Source organism: Shimia sp., assembly GCF_039969785.1.
Taxonomy (GTDB): Bacteria; Pseudomonadota; Alphaproteobacteria; order Rhodobacterales; family Rhodobacteraceae; genus Shimia.
Window position 1 is genome coordinate 261,584 of sequence record NZ_JBDVNC010000004.1, and the last position, 15,355, is coordinate 276,938.

Below are 15,355 nucleotides of genomic sequence, written 5' to 3' on the forward strand. Positions count from 1 at the left end.
CACGTTGGGTTTAGACCCGCTCAATCGCGATGGCTGTGCCTTCACCCCCGCCAATGCAAATCGCCGCAACTCCCTTCTTAAGGCCGCGTTTTTCCAATGCATTCAACAAGGTAACGATAATCCGCGCACCCGACGCACCAATCGGATGCCCCAACGCACAGGCCCCCCCATTGACGTTCACAACGTCCCGCTCCAGCCCCATCTCATGCATGAACGCCATCGGCACCACCGCAAAGGCTTCGTTCACTTCCCACAGGTCCACATCGTCTTTTTGCCAGCCGATCTTGGCCAACAGCTTTTGCGTCGCCGGCACCGGCGCTGTGGTGAACAACCCCGGAGCCTGGGCGTGGCTGGCATGCCCGACAATGCGTGCCCGAGCCTTTAACCCAAGGGTTTTAGCGGCATCTTCGGACGCCACCACCAACGCCGCCGCACCATCCGAAATCGACGAAGAATTTGCCGCTGTGACGGTACCATCTTTGCGAAATGCGGGTTTCAGCTGAGGGATCTTTTCGGGCCGCGCATTGCCCGGTTGTTCGTCTTCACCAATCTCAACCGGCCCCTTGCGGGTTTGCAACGTCACCGGCGCAATTTCGCCCTCAAACGCCTTGTTTTTCTGGGCATCCAGCGCATTTGAAAGCGACTTAAGCGCATAGATATCCTGCGCCTCACGCGTGAACTGAAACGCCTCGGCACAGTCTTCGGCAAAGGTGCCCATCAAGCGGCCTTTGTCATAAGCGTCCTCAAGCCCATCCAAAAAAATGTGGTCCACAACCTGTTGATGCCCGATTCGCGCACCAGACCGCATCTTGGGCAACACATAAGGCGCCTCGGTCATGCTCTCCATGCCGCCCGCAATCATCACGTCCCGGTCGCCTAGCGCAATGGCATCATGCGCCATCATCGCAGCCTTCATGCCTGATCCGCACATCTTGTTCAGCGTCGTGGCTGGCACGTCTTCACCCAGCCCGGCCTTGAAACCGGCCTGACGTGCCGGCGCCTGCCCTTGCCCGGCAGGCAAAACACACCCCATCAGCACCTCGTCCACGGTATCCGCCCCGGCGTTTTTCAGCGCAGCCCTGATCGCCGCTCCGCCCAGTTCAGCAGCTGCAACCCCGTCAAAGACGCCCTGAAAGCCCCCCATTGGCGTACGCGCCGCCCCTGCAATCACCACGTTTTTCACGATCAACTCCTTGGAATTCTTGCATGTCACCTGTTGTGTGCACGCCAATCATTGCAGGGATATTACAATCTGCAAGTCTTAGCCGAGGCACAAAATCCGGAACCCAGACACCGATTGGTAAGGAATTGCACCTATGCTTTGGTTCAGTTTGAAACAAAGGAGCTGCAGGCATGGATTTGTCCAGCACGGTTGAGGGCGACACACTGGTCGTCACAGTCAATGAGTCGCGCATAGACGCCTCGGTCGCGATCCAGTTTAAAGATCGGATGCGCGAAGAAACAGAAACGGCCAGCGGCCGCGTTGTGCTGAACCTTTCGAGGGTTGATTTCATTGATTCCAGTGGGTTAGGCGCAATTGTCGCCGCCATGAAGCAGCTAGGCGCCAGCCATCGGCTTGATCTGTCATGCCTTAACGAAAACGTTGACAAAGTGTTTCGTTTGACACGAATGGACACTGTTTTTCAGATTCACCAAACGCTTGAGGACGCGCTCGCTTCCTAACTCGCCAAAACCGCAAAACAAAGGCGCGTCACATCGCGATGAACTCCATTTCCCCAATTCACATTGAACTTGAAGGCACACCAAAGGAAGTGCGCCGAGCATTGCTGACACTGCGCAATCGGCTGGCTGACGGCCAAAAGGAGGCTGTCAACGCGGGCATATTGGAAATTGTTTTGGGCGAAGTTCTTAACAATGTAGTTGAGCATGCCCTGACCGGTCGCAAAGACGGCCGCATTGCGTTAACTTGTGACCACTCTGAACAGTGTTGGAGCGTCCTTGTCCGGGACAACGGCATGCCGATGCCGGATCACAACCTGCCATCCGGGATTGCGCCAGAGGTTGACCTTGCCCTGGAAGACCTCCCAGAGGGCGGATTTGGCTGGTCGATGGTGCGCATGCTGGCGCGCAACATCCAATACCAGCGCAGCAAAGGCTGGAATTCGCTCTCTTTTCAAATCGTGGGGTGAACTGGTATTGGCAAGCCGCTGAACCGTGCTTAACCTCGCGCAGCGGACGAGGGAGCGACACATGAGAGATTTTCAACAGCCGGGACGTTCGGCTGTCATGACCACAAACGGTATGTGCGCCACATCCCACCCGATCGCCGCGCAGGCTGCGATCGATATCCTGAAACGGGGCGGTACGGCCATGGATGCCGCAATCGCCGGTGCGGTACTGCTGGGCATTTGCGAACCTCAATCAACCGGGATCGGCGGCGATTGCTTTGCTTTGGTATCTCCCGCCGGGACGGATGACGTTTTGGCATTTAATGGATCGGGCCGCGCCCCAGCCGGGGCGAACGCAGCCGCGTTGCGCGATAAAGGTGAGACAACCGTCCCGCTTTACACTGCGGATGCAGTTACCGTTCCCGGTGCAGTGGATATGTTCTGCAATTTGTCAGAACGGTTTGGCACTATCGGGCTGGATGCCTGCCTTGCACCCGCCATTCACTATGCCGAAGAAGGTGTGCCCGTGGCGCCCCGCGTCGCGTTTGACTGGGCGCTTCGGCAGAACGTTTTGCAGGGTGCGGCCCGCCGTTTTTATCTGCGCGATAACGCGGCCATACCGGTTCACGGCATGTTCCGCGCGCCCGGCCAGGCCGAGGTTTTGCGCCGTGTGGCGCGCGATGGGCGCGACGCCTTTTATACCGGCGAAATCGCGGAAGACATGCTGGCAACGCTTCACAGCTTAGGAGGCGTGCACAGCGCTCAGGATTTTGCCGAAGCGCACGGACAACAAACCACACCTGTTGCGGGCACTTACAAAGACTTTGAACTGGTCGAACACCCGCCAAACGGTCAAGGCGCAACCGCACTCCTGCTGCTCAATATCCTCAGCCATTTTGACATGACGGCGTTTGACCCATTTGGCGCAGAGCGGGTGCATATTCAGGCCGAAGCCGCCAAGCTGGCCTATGATGCGCGCAACCGGTTTATTGCAGACCCGGACCATACAACGCGGCTTGACCATATGCTGGCACCTGAAACCGCCACCAGGCTGGCCGCATTGATCGACCCGCGCCGCGCCATGACCGCGCCAGCCGCACTTAGCGCAGCGACACACAAAGACACCGTTTATATCACAGTTGTCGACCGTGACCGGATGTCAGTTTCCTTAATTTACTCAATTTTTCATGGGTTTGGCTCGGGCATTGCGTCTGAAAAATTCGGCATTCTGTTTCACAATCGCGGTTCTGGTTTCACCCTGGAACAAGGTCACCCTAATGAACTCAACGGGGGCAAACGCCCGATGCACACAATCATTCCCGGTATGCTGCGCCGCGATGGCCGGGTCGAAATGCCATTTGGCGTCATGGGCGGGCAATATCAATCAGCGGGGCATGCGCACGTGCTGTCAAACATGGTCGATTATGGCATGGAGCCGCAAAGTGCCATCGATACGCCGCGCAGCTTTGTCGAAAACGGCATGCTGAACGTCGAACGTGGGTATGGCGATGATGTGCGACAGGTGCTGGCGGATATGGGCCACAGCGTTGCCATCCCCGAGGGACCTATTGGTGGCGCTCAGGCAATTCGCATTCATAAAAATGGCGTGCTGGAGGGCGCGTCTGACCCGCGCAAAGATGGCTGCGCGATTGGATATTGACGGTATCTGGCCAGTTATCAGCCAGCTAAGAACTCTAGTTCAGGTGGAAATGTAGCGGGTACGTGCCGTCTTCAAACGGGCCGAACATTTCATCCAGATCAGGATGTCCAACCGGTTCACCGGAATAATCAGCGATCAGGTTTTGTTCGGAAACATAAGCAACATAGTAGCTCTGATCATTTTCGGCCAGCAGATGATAAAAGGGCTGATCTTTGATCGGACGGCTGTCTTCGGGAATAGCGTCATACCATTCTTCGGTATTGGAAAACTCTGGGTCCACATCAAACACAACACCACGAAACGGGTGCTTGCGGTGTCTGACGACCTGACCGAGATGATATTTTGCGCGCGTTCTTAACATTGCTTGCAGCCCCTACCCTTCAAAGGTAGACCCTTCAAGGGGTCTTTGTCCAATTTTTGCCACATTTCGGCGGGAAACAGTCTGTGAACATAATCTTAACAGTGCTGGAGATTGTCTCTCCGGTTTTCCTGCTGGCCGGGCTAGGATTTGCGTGGGTCAAGCTGGGATTTGAATACAGAATTCAGTTTGTCACGCGCCTTGCCATGACGCTGGCTGTGCCCTGTCTGGTGTTCACGTCATTGATGCAATCCACCGCTGACCCTCAATCTCTGGCTGCCTTTTCGCTTGCTGGATTGGCGGGATATGGCGTTATCGCCTGTGTTGGCTGGGCTATCATGGCGGCCGCCGGGCTGGACCTGCGCACATATCTGGCGCCGTTCATCTTTGGCAACACCGGAAACCTGGGCCTGCCGCTTGCCTTGTTTGCCTATGGGCAGGTGGGGCTGGAATACGCTGTTGTTGTGCTGGCTCTGACATCTGTGCTTTCGTTCACACTAGGGCTCTGGCTTGTTGCCGGGCGTGGCTCATTTCTGCGCATGTTCCAGGAACCGATGGTCTGGGCAACAGCTCTGGGCGCCTTGTTTTTCTGGCAGGGCTGGCAGACACCCGTATTTCTCACCAACACGCTCGACCTGATTGGACAGATGGCCATTCCGCTGATGCTGATAACCCTGGGCGTGGCTGTGGCCCGCCTGGCTCCGGGGCGCGTTGTAACCGCGGTCTGGCTTTCGATTGCCAAGCTCGTTGTATGTGCGGCCATTGCCTGGGGCATCGCCACAGCATTCGGACTAACCGGCATCAGCTTTGGTGTTCTCGTGCTTCAGCTTTCCACGCCGGTCGCAGTCACGGCCTATCTTCTGGCCGAAAAATTCGACGCCAACAGCGAAGCCGTCGCCGGTTATGTCGTTGTATCAACCCTGACGTCAGTGTTCGGATTGCCGCTTCTGCTGGGACTTCTGCTCTGACCGCAAGAATGTGATTTCCCCTGCCGCCGGTTTTCCGGTAACCTTCGAAAAAAACAAGACAAAGCGAGAGGCCGATGAGCAGACTCTTTCGCGCCCTGGTGATTTTGATGTTCGTGGCCTCCTGTGGTGGCGGCGACAAATCTCCGCCGCGCAACATGGAAAACGCCTGTGCGATTCTACAGGAAAAATCGCATTTCAAACGGGCTTTCAAAACAACACAGCGTCGCTGGGGTGTTCCGGTGAATGTGCAGATGGCTGTGCTCTATCAAGAGAGCAAATTCATCTCAAATGCGCGCACCCCGAACAAATACGTTCTCGGCGTTCTGCCCATGGGACGTCAAAGCAGCGCCTATGGCTATGCGCAAGCGCTGGACGCAACGTGGGATCAATACCGCAAAGAAACCAGCAATCCCAGCGCGCGCCGCAATGACATCAAGGATGCCACTGATTTCATGGGCTGGTACATGAACAAGACCAAGGAAAAGAACGGCATTTCCCTGTCAAACGCACGTGGTCAGTACCTTGCCTACCACGAAGGCCACACCGGCTATAGCCGCGGTACGTACAAAAACAAATCATGGCTGGTGCGAGTGGCCGATGACGTCGACTCGCGGTCACGCCGGTACGCAGAACAACTCAGAAAATGCGCACGGGTTTGGTAGCTCTGCGCAGGACGACGACACAAGAGTTAAGGCCGCTCAGTTGTCGCGGCCTGCCATGCGTTCAATACTGAAAAACGAATTCTTTAGTGTGACGTCTTTGTCCGTTGCCCCCAGGACAATCGTTGTCTGGCTGCCTGATCCGTTGTTGATCACCCATTGGCGCAGTTCAACCGGGTCGCCGGTGAATTTAAGCTGAATATAACCGTGTTCGGGATGTTCGGGATCCTGGGCCGTCACCACCGTCGCCGTGCCGTCATATTCATGCCCAACCACCATGTTGGCCCGCCCCAGATTGACGTTTCTGGCCAGTATGATCGACAAAGGTGTGCGTCTGAGCGGGTATGTTTCCGGCGGCAGGTTTGAACGCCCATCAAAGATCGCGACAGTATTGTTGCTGGCCAGAACAACTGCCTTTTCGGGCGGGTTGTATTCAAAACGCATCTTGCCGGGTCGTTTGATGTACAGCTTGCCTGTTTGAACAGACCCATCTTCGGAAATCTGGGTAAAGTCCGACTGAACCATCGACATGTCATTCAGATAGGCGGAAATCTCGTTCAACGACAGCTTGTCGGCCATCGCAGGAATCGCGGTTGCCAGTACAAGCGCCGGAACCAAAAATACTCGTTTCATCATCATATACTCTACCTATGCACAAACCGCCGGGATTGCAGCCCCGGCGGTTTTAACAAAGTCGTGCGCGCAGATTATTGCTCAGGCACCAGAATTTCTCGCTTGCCCACATGGTTGGCCGCGCTGACCAGTCCTTCGTCTTCCATCTGCTCGACCAGCCGGGCGGCCTTGTTATAGCCAATCGCCAGTTTGCGCTGAATATAGGACGTCGAACATTTGCGGTCTTTGACGACAATCGCAACCGCCGAGTCATAGAGCGCATCTTCGCCATTGGTGTTGCCACCGGTGTTCAACCCCAGAACTGCGTCGATGTCATCGGCCTTTTCATTGGCCGGGCCATCTACCACGCCGCCGACATATTCAGGCGCGCCAAAGCTCTTAAGGTGGTTGACGATTTCTTCAACTTCTTCGTCGCTGACAAAGGGTCCGTGGCACCGAGTGATCTTGGCGCCACCCGCCATATAGAGCATGTCACCCATGCCCAAAAGCTGCTCCGCGCCCATTTCACCCAGAATGGTGCGACTGTCGATTTTGGACGTGACCTGAAACGAAATACGCGTGGGGAAGTTGGCTTTGATTGTCCCGGTGATCACATCCACCGAGGGACGCTGTGTGGCCATGATCAGGTGGATACCCGACGCCCGTGCCATTTGTGCAAGCCGCTGGATACAGGCTTCGATTTCTTTGCCTGCCACCATCATCAGGTCGGCCATCTCGTCTACGATCACCACGATATAAGGCATCTTGACGGGTTGGATTTCCTCGGTCTCGAAAATCGGCTCACCGGTATCATCGTCAAACCCGGTCTGTACCGTGCGGCTGAACATCTCGCCTTTGCCCAGGGCGTCGGCAACGCGGCTGTTATAACCGTCAATGTTTCGCACGCCCATCTTGGACATCTTGCGATAGCGCTCTTCCATTTCGCCCACGACCCATTTCAAAGCCACAACCGCCTTTTTGGGGTCGGTCACAACCGGGCTCAACAGGTGGGGAATGCCGTCATAGACGCTCAGTTCCAGCATCTTTGGGTCGATCATGATCAACCGGCAATCTTCCGGTGTCAGCTTATAAAGCAACGACAGGATCATGGTGTTGATCGCCACCGATTTACCCGACCCGGTTGTCCCGGCAATCAGCAAATGCGGCATCTTGGCCAGGTTGGCAACAATCGGGTCGCCGCCAATATCCTTGCCCAGCGCCAGCGGCAGTTTCTGGTTGCCATCGCCGTAATCTCGGCTCGACAGGATTTCACGGAACCCTACCATTTCGCGGTTTTCATTGGGCAGTTCGATGCCGATCACGCTGCGTCCGGGCACGGTGGATACCCGCGCCGACAGCGCTGACATGCTGCGTGCAATGTCATCTGCCAAACCAATCACCCGGCTGGCCTTCAAACCCGGCGCCGGTTCCAGTTCGTACATGGTCACAACCGGTCCGGGGCGCACCGAAACGATCTCTCCCTTGACGCCATAATCATCCAACACCGTTTCCAGCATTCGGGCGTTTTCTTCCAGCGCATCATCGCTCAGGTGATGGCGTTTAATGTCGACCGGATTTGACAACAGGCTGAGCGGCGGCAATTCAAAGGCAACGCGCGATTCTTCAAACACCAGCGAAGGCTGAGCTTCGGCTTTGGCCCGGGTTGATGGTTGCACCGCTTTCTTCATGCGCGGTTTCACGACTTTCTTCGGCTCAGCGACTGGAATCTGTTGCTGAACAGGCGTCGCGGCGACCGGCGTTTGCAACGGCAACGGGTCCACGTCTTCTGACCAGTCCTGTGCCGTGTCTTCCACCATCGGCGCAAAATCTGAGGTCAGCGGCGGTTCGGCGCGCAAGGGCACACCAGCGGTCAACGGCGGCTCCATTGGCAAATCCATGTGCATCGGCTCGGGCTGTGTATCCAGAACCAATGGATCAGGCCCGCGACCCCGCCCCTTGGTCAACGGCTTGTCCGGGTCCAGCTCAGGCGGTGCAATCGCATCACCGCGGCGCGCGCGGCTGCGCACCACATCAGCAATCTTGGCTTTGATCCGATCTTCACCGGGCGCACCTTCGATATCTGCCACAAAAATGTTTTCAACCAGTTCGGGTTCCGGCATCGGGTCCGGCTCTGGTGCCGCGCGTTTGATCAGCGACGGCATGCGCAGCCGTGGCTTGGGCGCAACTTCTTCGACATAAGGTTGCGGTTCCGCTTCGATCACGGCCTCTTGCCATCCGGTTTCAGCCGCTTCTTCTATCCGGGACTGCGCTTCAGCTTTACGTTCCTGACGGCGCGTCTGCGCGGTTTTGGCAGCGTGCACTGCCCCGGTTGCGCTGCGCCCGACCAGCGCCATGATCCATGCATAGACCAACACCGTGCCAATCAACGCAAGTCGCAACAGTTGGCGCATCTCATCACGCGTGAACCCCAGCACGAACAAAGCCATTCCCACAAAGGCCAGACCAGTGATCAACGACATCAGCTTGACACCTGTGGTCGCCTCAACCGGCAAAATCGTCAGCAACGCCCCCATAACGGTGTCGCCAAACAACCCGCCCAGCCCGAAACTGTGGGTCCAGGCCTCGCCCGGTGACAGCGTTGATGCATAGACCGCCGCCAAAGCCAGCATAATCGGGGACAAAATGACACGGTTCACGGCCCGCTCTTCGCCCCAATGCATGGCAAACCGAACACCCCAGGCGCCCAGCACAACAGCAAGCCCCCAGCTGCCCCAACCGATAATCATGAACAAAGGTGCGGCTATCGCTGCTCCGAACCGGCCCATCCAGTTTTGCACCGGCGCATCCGTGACCGAAATCCAGCTCGGGTCATTGGGATTGTAAGACGCAATCATAGCCGCAGCCATCAGCGACAGGATGATCAGAACCACCCCGATCAGCTCCTTGCCCCGTTTTTCGATTGCCGCCTGCATGTTGCTGTCCAACAGCGGGTCGCGCCCTCGTGCCTGATATGCCATCTCGATCCCTCGTCGTTCTTATCCGAACAGACAGTTGCGCAATTTTTTCAACGCGTCTGCCACTTCGGTTTTTGGGGCCACAAGCGCGACCCTGATATACTTGTTACCGGGGTTGTCCCCATTTACGTCACGGCTCAGATAAGCGCCGGGCAACACCCGCACGCCGGTTTCTGTCCAAGCTTTTATTGCGGCCTTTTCGCCATCTTCTACCGGCAGCCATAAGAAAAACCCGGCCTCAGGGCTGGCGTAACCGGGAACGCCCTGAAAAATTTCGTCGGCCAAATCAAACTTGGCTGCATACAGGCGGCGGTTTTCTTCGACATGCGCCTCGTCAGCCCACACTTTTTCCGAAGCGCGCTGCAACGGCAACGGCACCGGCGTGCCGGAATAGGCCCGCAGCTGTTTCATTCGACGCATGTTTTCGGGGCCAGTCGCCACAAAACCAGAGCGCAATCCGGGCAGGTTTGACCGTTTCGACAGGGAATGGAAAATCACCACCCGATCAGGATCGGCACCCATTTCTTGCGCCACCTGCATCGCGCCCACCGGTGCTGCACCGCGATATATCTCGCAGTAACACTCATCCGCGAAAATCCGAAAATCATGCCGTTCCGCCAGCGTAATCAGGTTTTCCCAGTATTCACGGCTCGCCACGGCGCCCTGCGGATTGGCCGGCGAACAGAGATAGGCAATTGCCGTGCGATCCAGCACATCCTGCGGCAGCGCTGCGTAATCGGGCAAGAACCCGTTCTCAGATGTGGCTGGCACAAACACAGGCTCAGCGCCCACAGCAATCGCAGCCACGGCGTAGACCTGATAAAATGGATTTGGCACCAAAACTACAGGCTGGCCACCTGCCTTGACCTCGGGACACAACGCCATGGCCGCATTATACAGCCCCTCGCGCGTCCCGTTCAGCACCATAACCTGCGTGGCAGCGTCTACATTCACACCATACCGACGCGAAATCCAATCCGCTGCCGCCTGCTGCAATTCGGGCGTACCATCATTGGGCGGATAGCGGTTAAAGCCTGCGGAATGTTCCTGAATGACATCCGTTACCCAATCCGGAAACACATGCTTTGGCTCCCCTATGGTCATATGCACCACAGGTCCACCTGGTTCCAGGTGATCCAATAACGCTCGCAAACGCGGAAACGCATAGGCCGGAAGGTTCGAGAACCGCTCGGGGAACAACATTATTCAACTGCCTCAATTACGGGATCGTTTCGCCCCGTTTGCATCCAAGTTACCCAATGGCGCGCGCTTCGTCCAGAAAAATGCCGGGATTCCCGCGCCTTGTGGCTTGCGCGCCACCCCTTGACTGCGCGCTGGCCTCAACACCTGATAAATACCTCGGGTCGCCCCCGACACACCAGCCGTCTAAAGAGGGTCCGCAGATTTCATTTTGCCAAAAATACTCAATAAAAACAAAATTAAGACCCGGAAGGCCCAGCTGTTAACTCAGCGCAACCTCTGCCGCAGCCGCCAGTCTTAGCAACCGTTCTTCCTGCATCGGTAACCCCAGCATCATCAGCCCACAACTTGGAATTCCCGTTGGCAAACTCACTCCGCAGCTGCCCATCAGGTTGCCAATCCGCGTGTTGCGCAACGCCAACAGGTTTTCATTCACATAATAGTCCTGATCCGTCATCAGCCGTTCCGCATTGGGCGGCAGGATCGGGGATGTAGGCATCAAAACAGCATCAAACCCCGCCACTCTGGCTGACCAGCGTTGTCGAAATTCATTCAACCGGTTCCACCCCGCCACATAATCCGGCCCGGCAAAGCTCAATCCGGCGCGAAACCGCTCCAATATCTGGTCGAACATCAGGTGCGGCGCCTCTTCAATTTCTTCACGCCACTCGCCATAGGCCTCTGATGTATAAAGAACCCCGGTCAGCTCCATTGCGCGCGCCACCTCTGGCGCCTTGATCACGCGGATTTCTGCGCCAGCAAGACGTATTTTACTGACCGCGTTTTCAAACCCGGCCATCGGCGCTTCCCGCATCTCATCCAGCGCAACAGTCTCCAGCACCGCAAACCGGGCTCCTTTCAGATCCGCATTGCGCAAATCGGGGGCACGCCCGCCTTCCAGAATGGCCAGCATCAGCGCCGCATCTTCAACCGTGCGGCACAAAGGGCCGACGGTGTCAAAACTCCGGCACAACGGAACAACGCCTGTATTGGATATGCGACCAGACGTTGTTTTTAGCCCAACCAGATCATTCCAGGCCGATGGAATGCGCACCGACCCTCCGGTGTCTGAACCGATCCCGATCGCCGCCAGCCCAAATGCCACAGAGGCCGCCGCGCCTGACGATGATCCCCCCGGCACCGCCTGAGGATCGTTGATACATGGTGGCGTGGCTGTTACAGGGTTCAACCCCAGACCGGAAAACGCCAGTTCAGACATATGGGTCTTGCCCAGACACACCAGCCCCAACGCCGTGGCATTGCGCAACACTTCTGCGTCTTGCCCCGGAATGCGCCCCTGCAAAAGTGCAGACCCAGCCTCAGTTTCGACCCCCGCGCTGTCAAACAGGTCTTTCCAACTGATCGGCACCCCGTCCAGCAAAGACAATCGCATGCCAGCCCGTGCACGCTCTGCCGCGGCTTCCGCCTCGGCCAGCGCCCGGTCACGCGTAATCTGTGTAAAGATGCGGTCCCGGTGATCATGGCTGTCGATGGCGCCCAAAAATGCCTGCGTCAACGCGACCGGATCAATTGATCCCTCCGCAATCCCGCGTCCCAGATCCGCGGCGCTTTTTTCCAGCCACTCAAACATTGCAGTCCCTCGCTTTTCCCTGAAACAAACGGTAGCGACGCAGATGCACATGGACAATCCCGAAGCAGCACCCATATTGGCCACATGACGTATGACAGTGACATTCTGATCGCCGGCGGCGGGCTGAACGGCCCCGCGCTGGCTCTAGCTCTGGCCCAATCGGGCTTTGACGTAACCGTTGTGGATGCCCGTCCGGCCCCGGATCGCGCCGGAAATAACTTTGACGGGCGCGGCTATGCGCTGGCGCTGGCCTCGCAACGTCTGCTCAAAGCAATTGGCGTCTGGCAAGATGTCGCCGCAAACGCGCAACCTTTGCTGGAGATCAAAGTCTCTGACGGGCGCGCGGGTCAGGGGCCGTCGCCTTTCTTTCTGCATTTCGACCACACCGAAATCGAAGAAGGTCCAATGGGCTACATGCTCGAAGACCGCTACCTCTATGGTGCCTTTTTGTCCGCACTCAAAGCCGAAAAGCGAATTACGCTGTTGTCCGAAACCAGCGTAACGGATCAACAGGTTGACCCGGCTGGAGTGACCGTGACCCTTTCGACCGGTGCGACACACCGGGCGCGATTGCTGGTCGGATGTGACGGACGTGGCAGCGGCGTGGCCCAGCGGGCTGACATTCGCCGCACTGGATGGGGGTATGGGCAAACCGCACTGGTCTGCGCCATTGCCCATGAAAAACCTCATCACGGCATCGCCCATCAGTTCTTTATGCCACCCGGACCACTGGCCATTTTGCCGCTGCCCGGAAACATGTCGTCAATCGTCTGGTCCGAAACCGACGAAAACGCCGCCAATATCCAGGCTTTGTCCGATGACAATTATATGGAAATCCTGCGCCCCCGCTTTGGGGATTTTCTGGGTGACATCACTCTGGTCGGGAACCGGTTCACCTATCCGCTCTCGCTGAGCGTTGCGAACAATTTCATTGCGGATCATGTTGCACTGGTTGGCGACGCTGCGCATGGCATGCATCCGATTGCAGGTCAGGGCCTCAATGCGGGTCTGCGCGATGTTGCCGCCCTTGCTCAGGTTCTGACCGAAGCACGCCAGCGCGGCGAAGACATCGCGTCGATCCTTGTGCTTGAGCGGTATCAGGAATGGCGTCGCTTTGACACGGCGACATTGGTGATGGCCACCGATCTCAGCAACAAGTTGTTTTCGAATGACAATCCCATCCTGCGCGCCGGTCGTGATATCGGCATGGGGGTGATCAATGCCATGCCCGGTTTGCGCCGGACTTTCATGCGCGAGGCTGCAGGCCTGACTGGAGAATTGCCCAATCTGATGCGGTGATCCGGTCCGATGCTGCGTCATGACCTGGTTGGAAGGGGCCGACAGGGAAATGGAGAATTGCCAAGACCGCGAGGCCCCTGCCCTATTCTAAAACCCGTGCTTCATCGATCAGCATCACCGGAATGCCATTGCGGATCGGAAAGGCCAGCCCGGCCGATTTGGACACCAGTTCCTGCGCTGCGGCATCATAGCTTAGCGTCGTGCGTGTCTGCGGGCAGACCAACGCCTCCAGCATGCGACGGTCGAATTCGGCCTGTTCACTCATTGTATCATGTCCTCTCCTGCGCCGCCGCGCAGTGCAAATTCTATCAACGTCACCAACGTCTCGCGACGCGTACCCAGCGACGGCGCCTCCAAAAGCGCCTGCCGGTCTTCGGGTTCAAAATCCAAAAGCATGGACAACGAATTGATCAGCAATTCGTCGTTGGCATCCTTTAGCGTTTCCCAGTCGGTGGATAAATCCAGCGTTTCAAAATACCGCTGCAACAGGTGCATAAACGCAGCCCGGTCAAATTGCGCATCGTGTTCTGCAGGGCCAAGATCTCTGTCAAACCCGTCCCAGCTGACTTCACACCGCCGGTATGGCGTAAACCCATCAACCTCTCGCAGAACGCGAAACCGGGAAATTCCGGTCAGCGTGACCAGATACCGGTGATCGTCGGTTTCCGAAAATTGCGTGATGCGGCCAACACATCCGATGGTTTGCAACCCGATGCCCTCGCGTCCGGGCACCTCGTTGGGTTGCACCATGCCGATCAATCTTTTTTCCGACTTTAGCGCATCATCCAGCATCGCCAGATAGCGCGGTTCGAAAATGTGCAATGGCAACCTTGAACGGGGCAACAACAGCGCCCCGGGCAATGGAAATATGGCCAGCGTCTCAGGAAGATCAGCAGCTTTGAACATTTGCCCAGCCTAACCCGGTTTCACCTGTCAGGCAAAGATCATCGAACTGAGCTTGCGCCGTCCGTTCAACACAATCGGGTCATTGGGCTTTAACGACTCGAAAATCGTGAACAACTGCGCCTTTGCAGCACCGTCATTCCATTCACGATCCCGCCGGAAAAGCTCCAGCAACGCATCCACCGCGTCTTCGGTGTCACCATTGGCATGCAGCGCTTGTGCCAGATCGAACCGCGCAGTCAGGTCATCAGGGTTGGCCTCAACGGCGGCGCGCAGTTCTGCAACCGGTCCTGCGTTTTCAGCCTGCCGGGCAAGTTCCAGCTGCGCATGAGCGGCCTCGATCTCAGGCGCAGCGGAAAATTCTGCTGGCGTACCATTCAGCACCGCTTCGGCCTGATCCAGCGCACCCATAGCGATATTAGCCCGGGCCAATCCGCTAAAGGCTGCAACAAGGTTCTGATCCTGTTCAAGGATGGCGGCAAATGTTTCGCCTGCCCCCATTGCATCGCCTTCTGCCAGCATTTCTTCGGCGGCGACCAACGCGTCTTCCAACCCATTGTCCGGCGCTTCTCCGCCTCCGGCCTCGATCACGCGCTTCACGAATTCCTCGATTTCGCTGGGCGGCACCGCGCCCTGAAACCCGTCGACGGGCTGTCCCTGCCAAAACGCATAGACTGTCGGGATCGACTGCACCCGCATCTGACCGGCGATAGCCTGATTTTCATCGACATTAACCTTGGCCATTTTCACCGCGCCACCAGCCGCCGTTACCGCCGCCTCAAGCGCAGGTCCCAGCGTTTTACACGGTCCACACCACGGCGCCCAGAAATCCACGATCACCGGCACCGTCATTGAGGCATCCACAACCTCGGCCATGAAAGTCGATTCGCTGACATCCTTGATCAGATCGCCGGCCGGAGCCGCTGTGCCTTGTCCCAGTTCGAGCATTTCGTCATTCCTCATTTCGGTTGGCCTCTATATGACGCCCCGGCGTCAGGTTT

General features: G+C 57.2%; 15 protein-coding genes. 6 read left to right on the forward strand and 9 right to left on the reverse strand.

Annotated features, from left to right (window positions below; genetic code table 11):
• Positions 1-10: 10 nt before the first annotated feature.
• On the reverse strand, positions 11-1,183 hold the full coding sequence (locus ABJI08_RS01660; protein ID WP_348400089.1) for an acetyl-CoA C-acyltransferase: 1,173 nt from the start codon (positions 1,181-1,183) through the stop codon (positions 11-13).
• 170 nt (positions 1,184-1,353) lie between these two features.
• Here ABJI08_RS01660 and ABJI08_RS01665 point away from each other — a divergent pair, with 170 nt between their 5' ends.
• The 3 genes from ABJI08_RS01665 to ABJI08_RS01675 all read left to right on the forward strand — a co-directional run bounded on the left by ABJI08_RS01665 (position 1,354) and on the right by ABJI08_RS01675 (position 3,789).
• On the forward strand, positions 1,354-1,683 hold the full coding sequence (locus tag ABJI08_RS01665; RefSeq protein WP_348400090.1) for an STAS domain-containing protein: 330 nt from the start codon (positions 1,354-1,356) through the stop codon (positions 1,681-1,683).
• A gap of 38 nt (positions 1,684-1,721) precedes the next feature.
• Positions 1,722-2,150, forward strand: coding sequence for an ATP-binding protein (locus ABJI08_RS01670; protein WP_348400091.1), 429 nt, complete (start codon positions 1,722-1,724; stop codon positions 2,148-2,150).
• A gap of 61 nt (positions 2,151-2,211) precedes the next feature.
• Positions 2,212-3,789 carry a gamma-glutamyltransferase family protein gene (locus ABJI08_RS01675; protein ID WP_348400092.1) on the forward strand — a complete coding sequence of 526 codons (1,578 nt, stop codon included), beginning with the start codon at positions 2,212-2,214 and terminating at the stop codon, positions 3,787-3,789.
• 34 nt (positions 3,790-3,823) lie between these two features.
• On the opposite strand, the gene hspQ is transcribed toward ABJI08_RS01675, so the two are convergent.
• Entirely contained in the window at positions 3,824-4,150 is a 327-nt protein-coding gene (gene hspQ / locus ABJI08_RS01680) for a heat shock protein HspQ (RefSeq protein WP_348400093.1), read from the reverse strand.
• Between the two features lie 83 nt (positions 4,151-4,233).
• Between hspQ and ABJI08_RS01685 the strand changes: the two genes are divergently transcribed.
• Together ABJI08_RS01685 and ABJI08_RS01690 are read left to right on the forward strand one after the other, a co-directional pair.
• The gene (locus ABJI08_RS01685; RefSeq protein ID WP_348400094.1) at positions 4,234-5,115 is read left to right on the forward strand and encodes an AEC family transporter; all 882 of its coding nucleotides are present in this window, start codon (positions 4,234-4,236) and stop codon (positions 5,113-5,115) included.
• 74 nt (positions 5,116-5,189) lie between these two features.
• On the forward strand, positions 5,190-5,777 hold the full coding sequence (locus ABJI08_RS01690; RefSeq protein ID WP_348400095.1) for a transglycosylase SLT domain-containing protein: 588 nt from the start codon (positions 5,190-5,192) through the stop codon (positions 5,775-5,777).
• 36 nt (positions 5,778-5,813) lie between these two features.
• On the opposite strand, the gene ABJI08_RS01695 is transcribed toward ABJI08_RS01690, so the two are convergent.
• The 4 genes from ABJI08_RS01695 to ABJI08_RS01710 all read right to left on the reverse strand — a co-directional run bounded on the left by ABJI08_RS01695 (position 5,814) and on the right by ABJI08_RS01710 (position 12,152).
• Positions 5,814-6,407, reverse strand: a complete 594-nt coding sequence (locus ABJI08_RS01695) for an outer membrane lipoprotein carrier protein LolA (protein WP_348400191.1) — start codon at positions 6,405-6,407, stop codon at positions 5,814-5,816.
• A gap of 74 nt (positions 6,408-6,481) precedes the next feature.
• Positions 6,482-9,364, reverse strand: a complete 2,883-nt coding sequence (locus tag ABJI08_RS01700; RefSeq protein ID WP_348400096.1) for a DNA translocase FtsK 4TM domain-containing protein — start codon at positions 9,362-9,364, stop codon at positions 6,482-6,484.
• A gap of 18 nt (positions 9,365-9,382) precedes the next feature.
• Positions 9,383-10,564, reverse strand: a complete 1,182-nt coding sequence (locus ABJI08_RS01705; RefSeq protein ID WP_348400097.1) for an aminotransferase class I/II-fold pyridoxal phosphate-dependent enzyme — start codon at positions 10,562-10,564, stop codon at positions 9,383-9,385.
• A 259-nt stretch (positions 10,565-10,823) separates the two neighbouring features.
• Positions 10,824-12,152 (reverse strand): amidase family protein, encoded by a 1,329-nt coding sequence (locus ABJI08_RS01710; RefSeq protein WP_348400098.1) that lies wholly within the window; start codon positions 12,150-12,152, stop codon positions 10,824-10,826.
• Positions 12,153-12,236: 84 nt separating this feature from the next.
• Between ABJI08_RS01710 and ABJI08_RS01715 the strand changes: the two genes are divergently transcribed.
• Positions 12,237-13,451 carry an FAD-dependent monooxygenase gene (locus tag ABJI08_RS01715; RefSeq protein ID WP_348400099.1) on the forward strand — a complete coding sequence of 405 codons (1,215 nt, stop codon included), beginning with the start codon at positions 12,237-12,239 and terminating at the stop codon, positions 13,449-13,451.
• Positions 13,452-13,533: 82 nt separating this feature from the next.
• On the opposite strand, the gene ABJI08_RS01720 is transcribed toward ABJI08_RS01715, so the two are convergent.
• From ABJI08_RS01720 to ABJI08_RS01730, 3 genes are read right to left on the reverse strand one after another with little or no spacing between them, the layout of a single operon-like run.
• A complete protein-coding gene (locus ABJI08_RS01720; protein WP_348400100.1) occupies positions 13,534-13,716 on the reverse strand; it encodes a Trm112 family protein in 183 nt (60 codons plus the stop codon).
• The gene (locus ABJI08_RS01725) at positions 13,713-14,357 is read right to left on the reverse strand and encodes an LON peptidase substrate-binding domain-containing protein (RefSeq protein ID WP_348400101.1); all 645 of its coding nucleotides are present in this window, start codon (positions 14,355-14,357) and stop codon (positions 13,713-13,715) included. Before ABJI08_RS01725 ends, ABJI08_RS01720 begins: the two co-directional genes overlap by 4 nt.
• Positions 14,358-14,384: 27 nt before the next feature.
• The gene (locus ABJI08_RS01730) at positions 14,385-15,302 is read right to left on the reverse strand and encodes a co-chaperone YbbN (RefSeq protein ID WP_348400102.1); all 918 of its coding nucleotides are present in this window, start codon (positions 15,300-15,302) and stop codon (positions 14,385-14,387) included.
• Between the last annotated feature and the right edge of the window lie 53 nt (positions 15,303-15,355).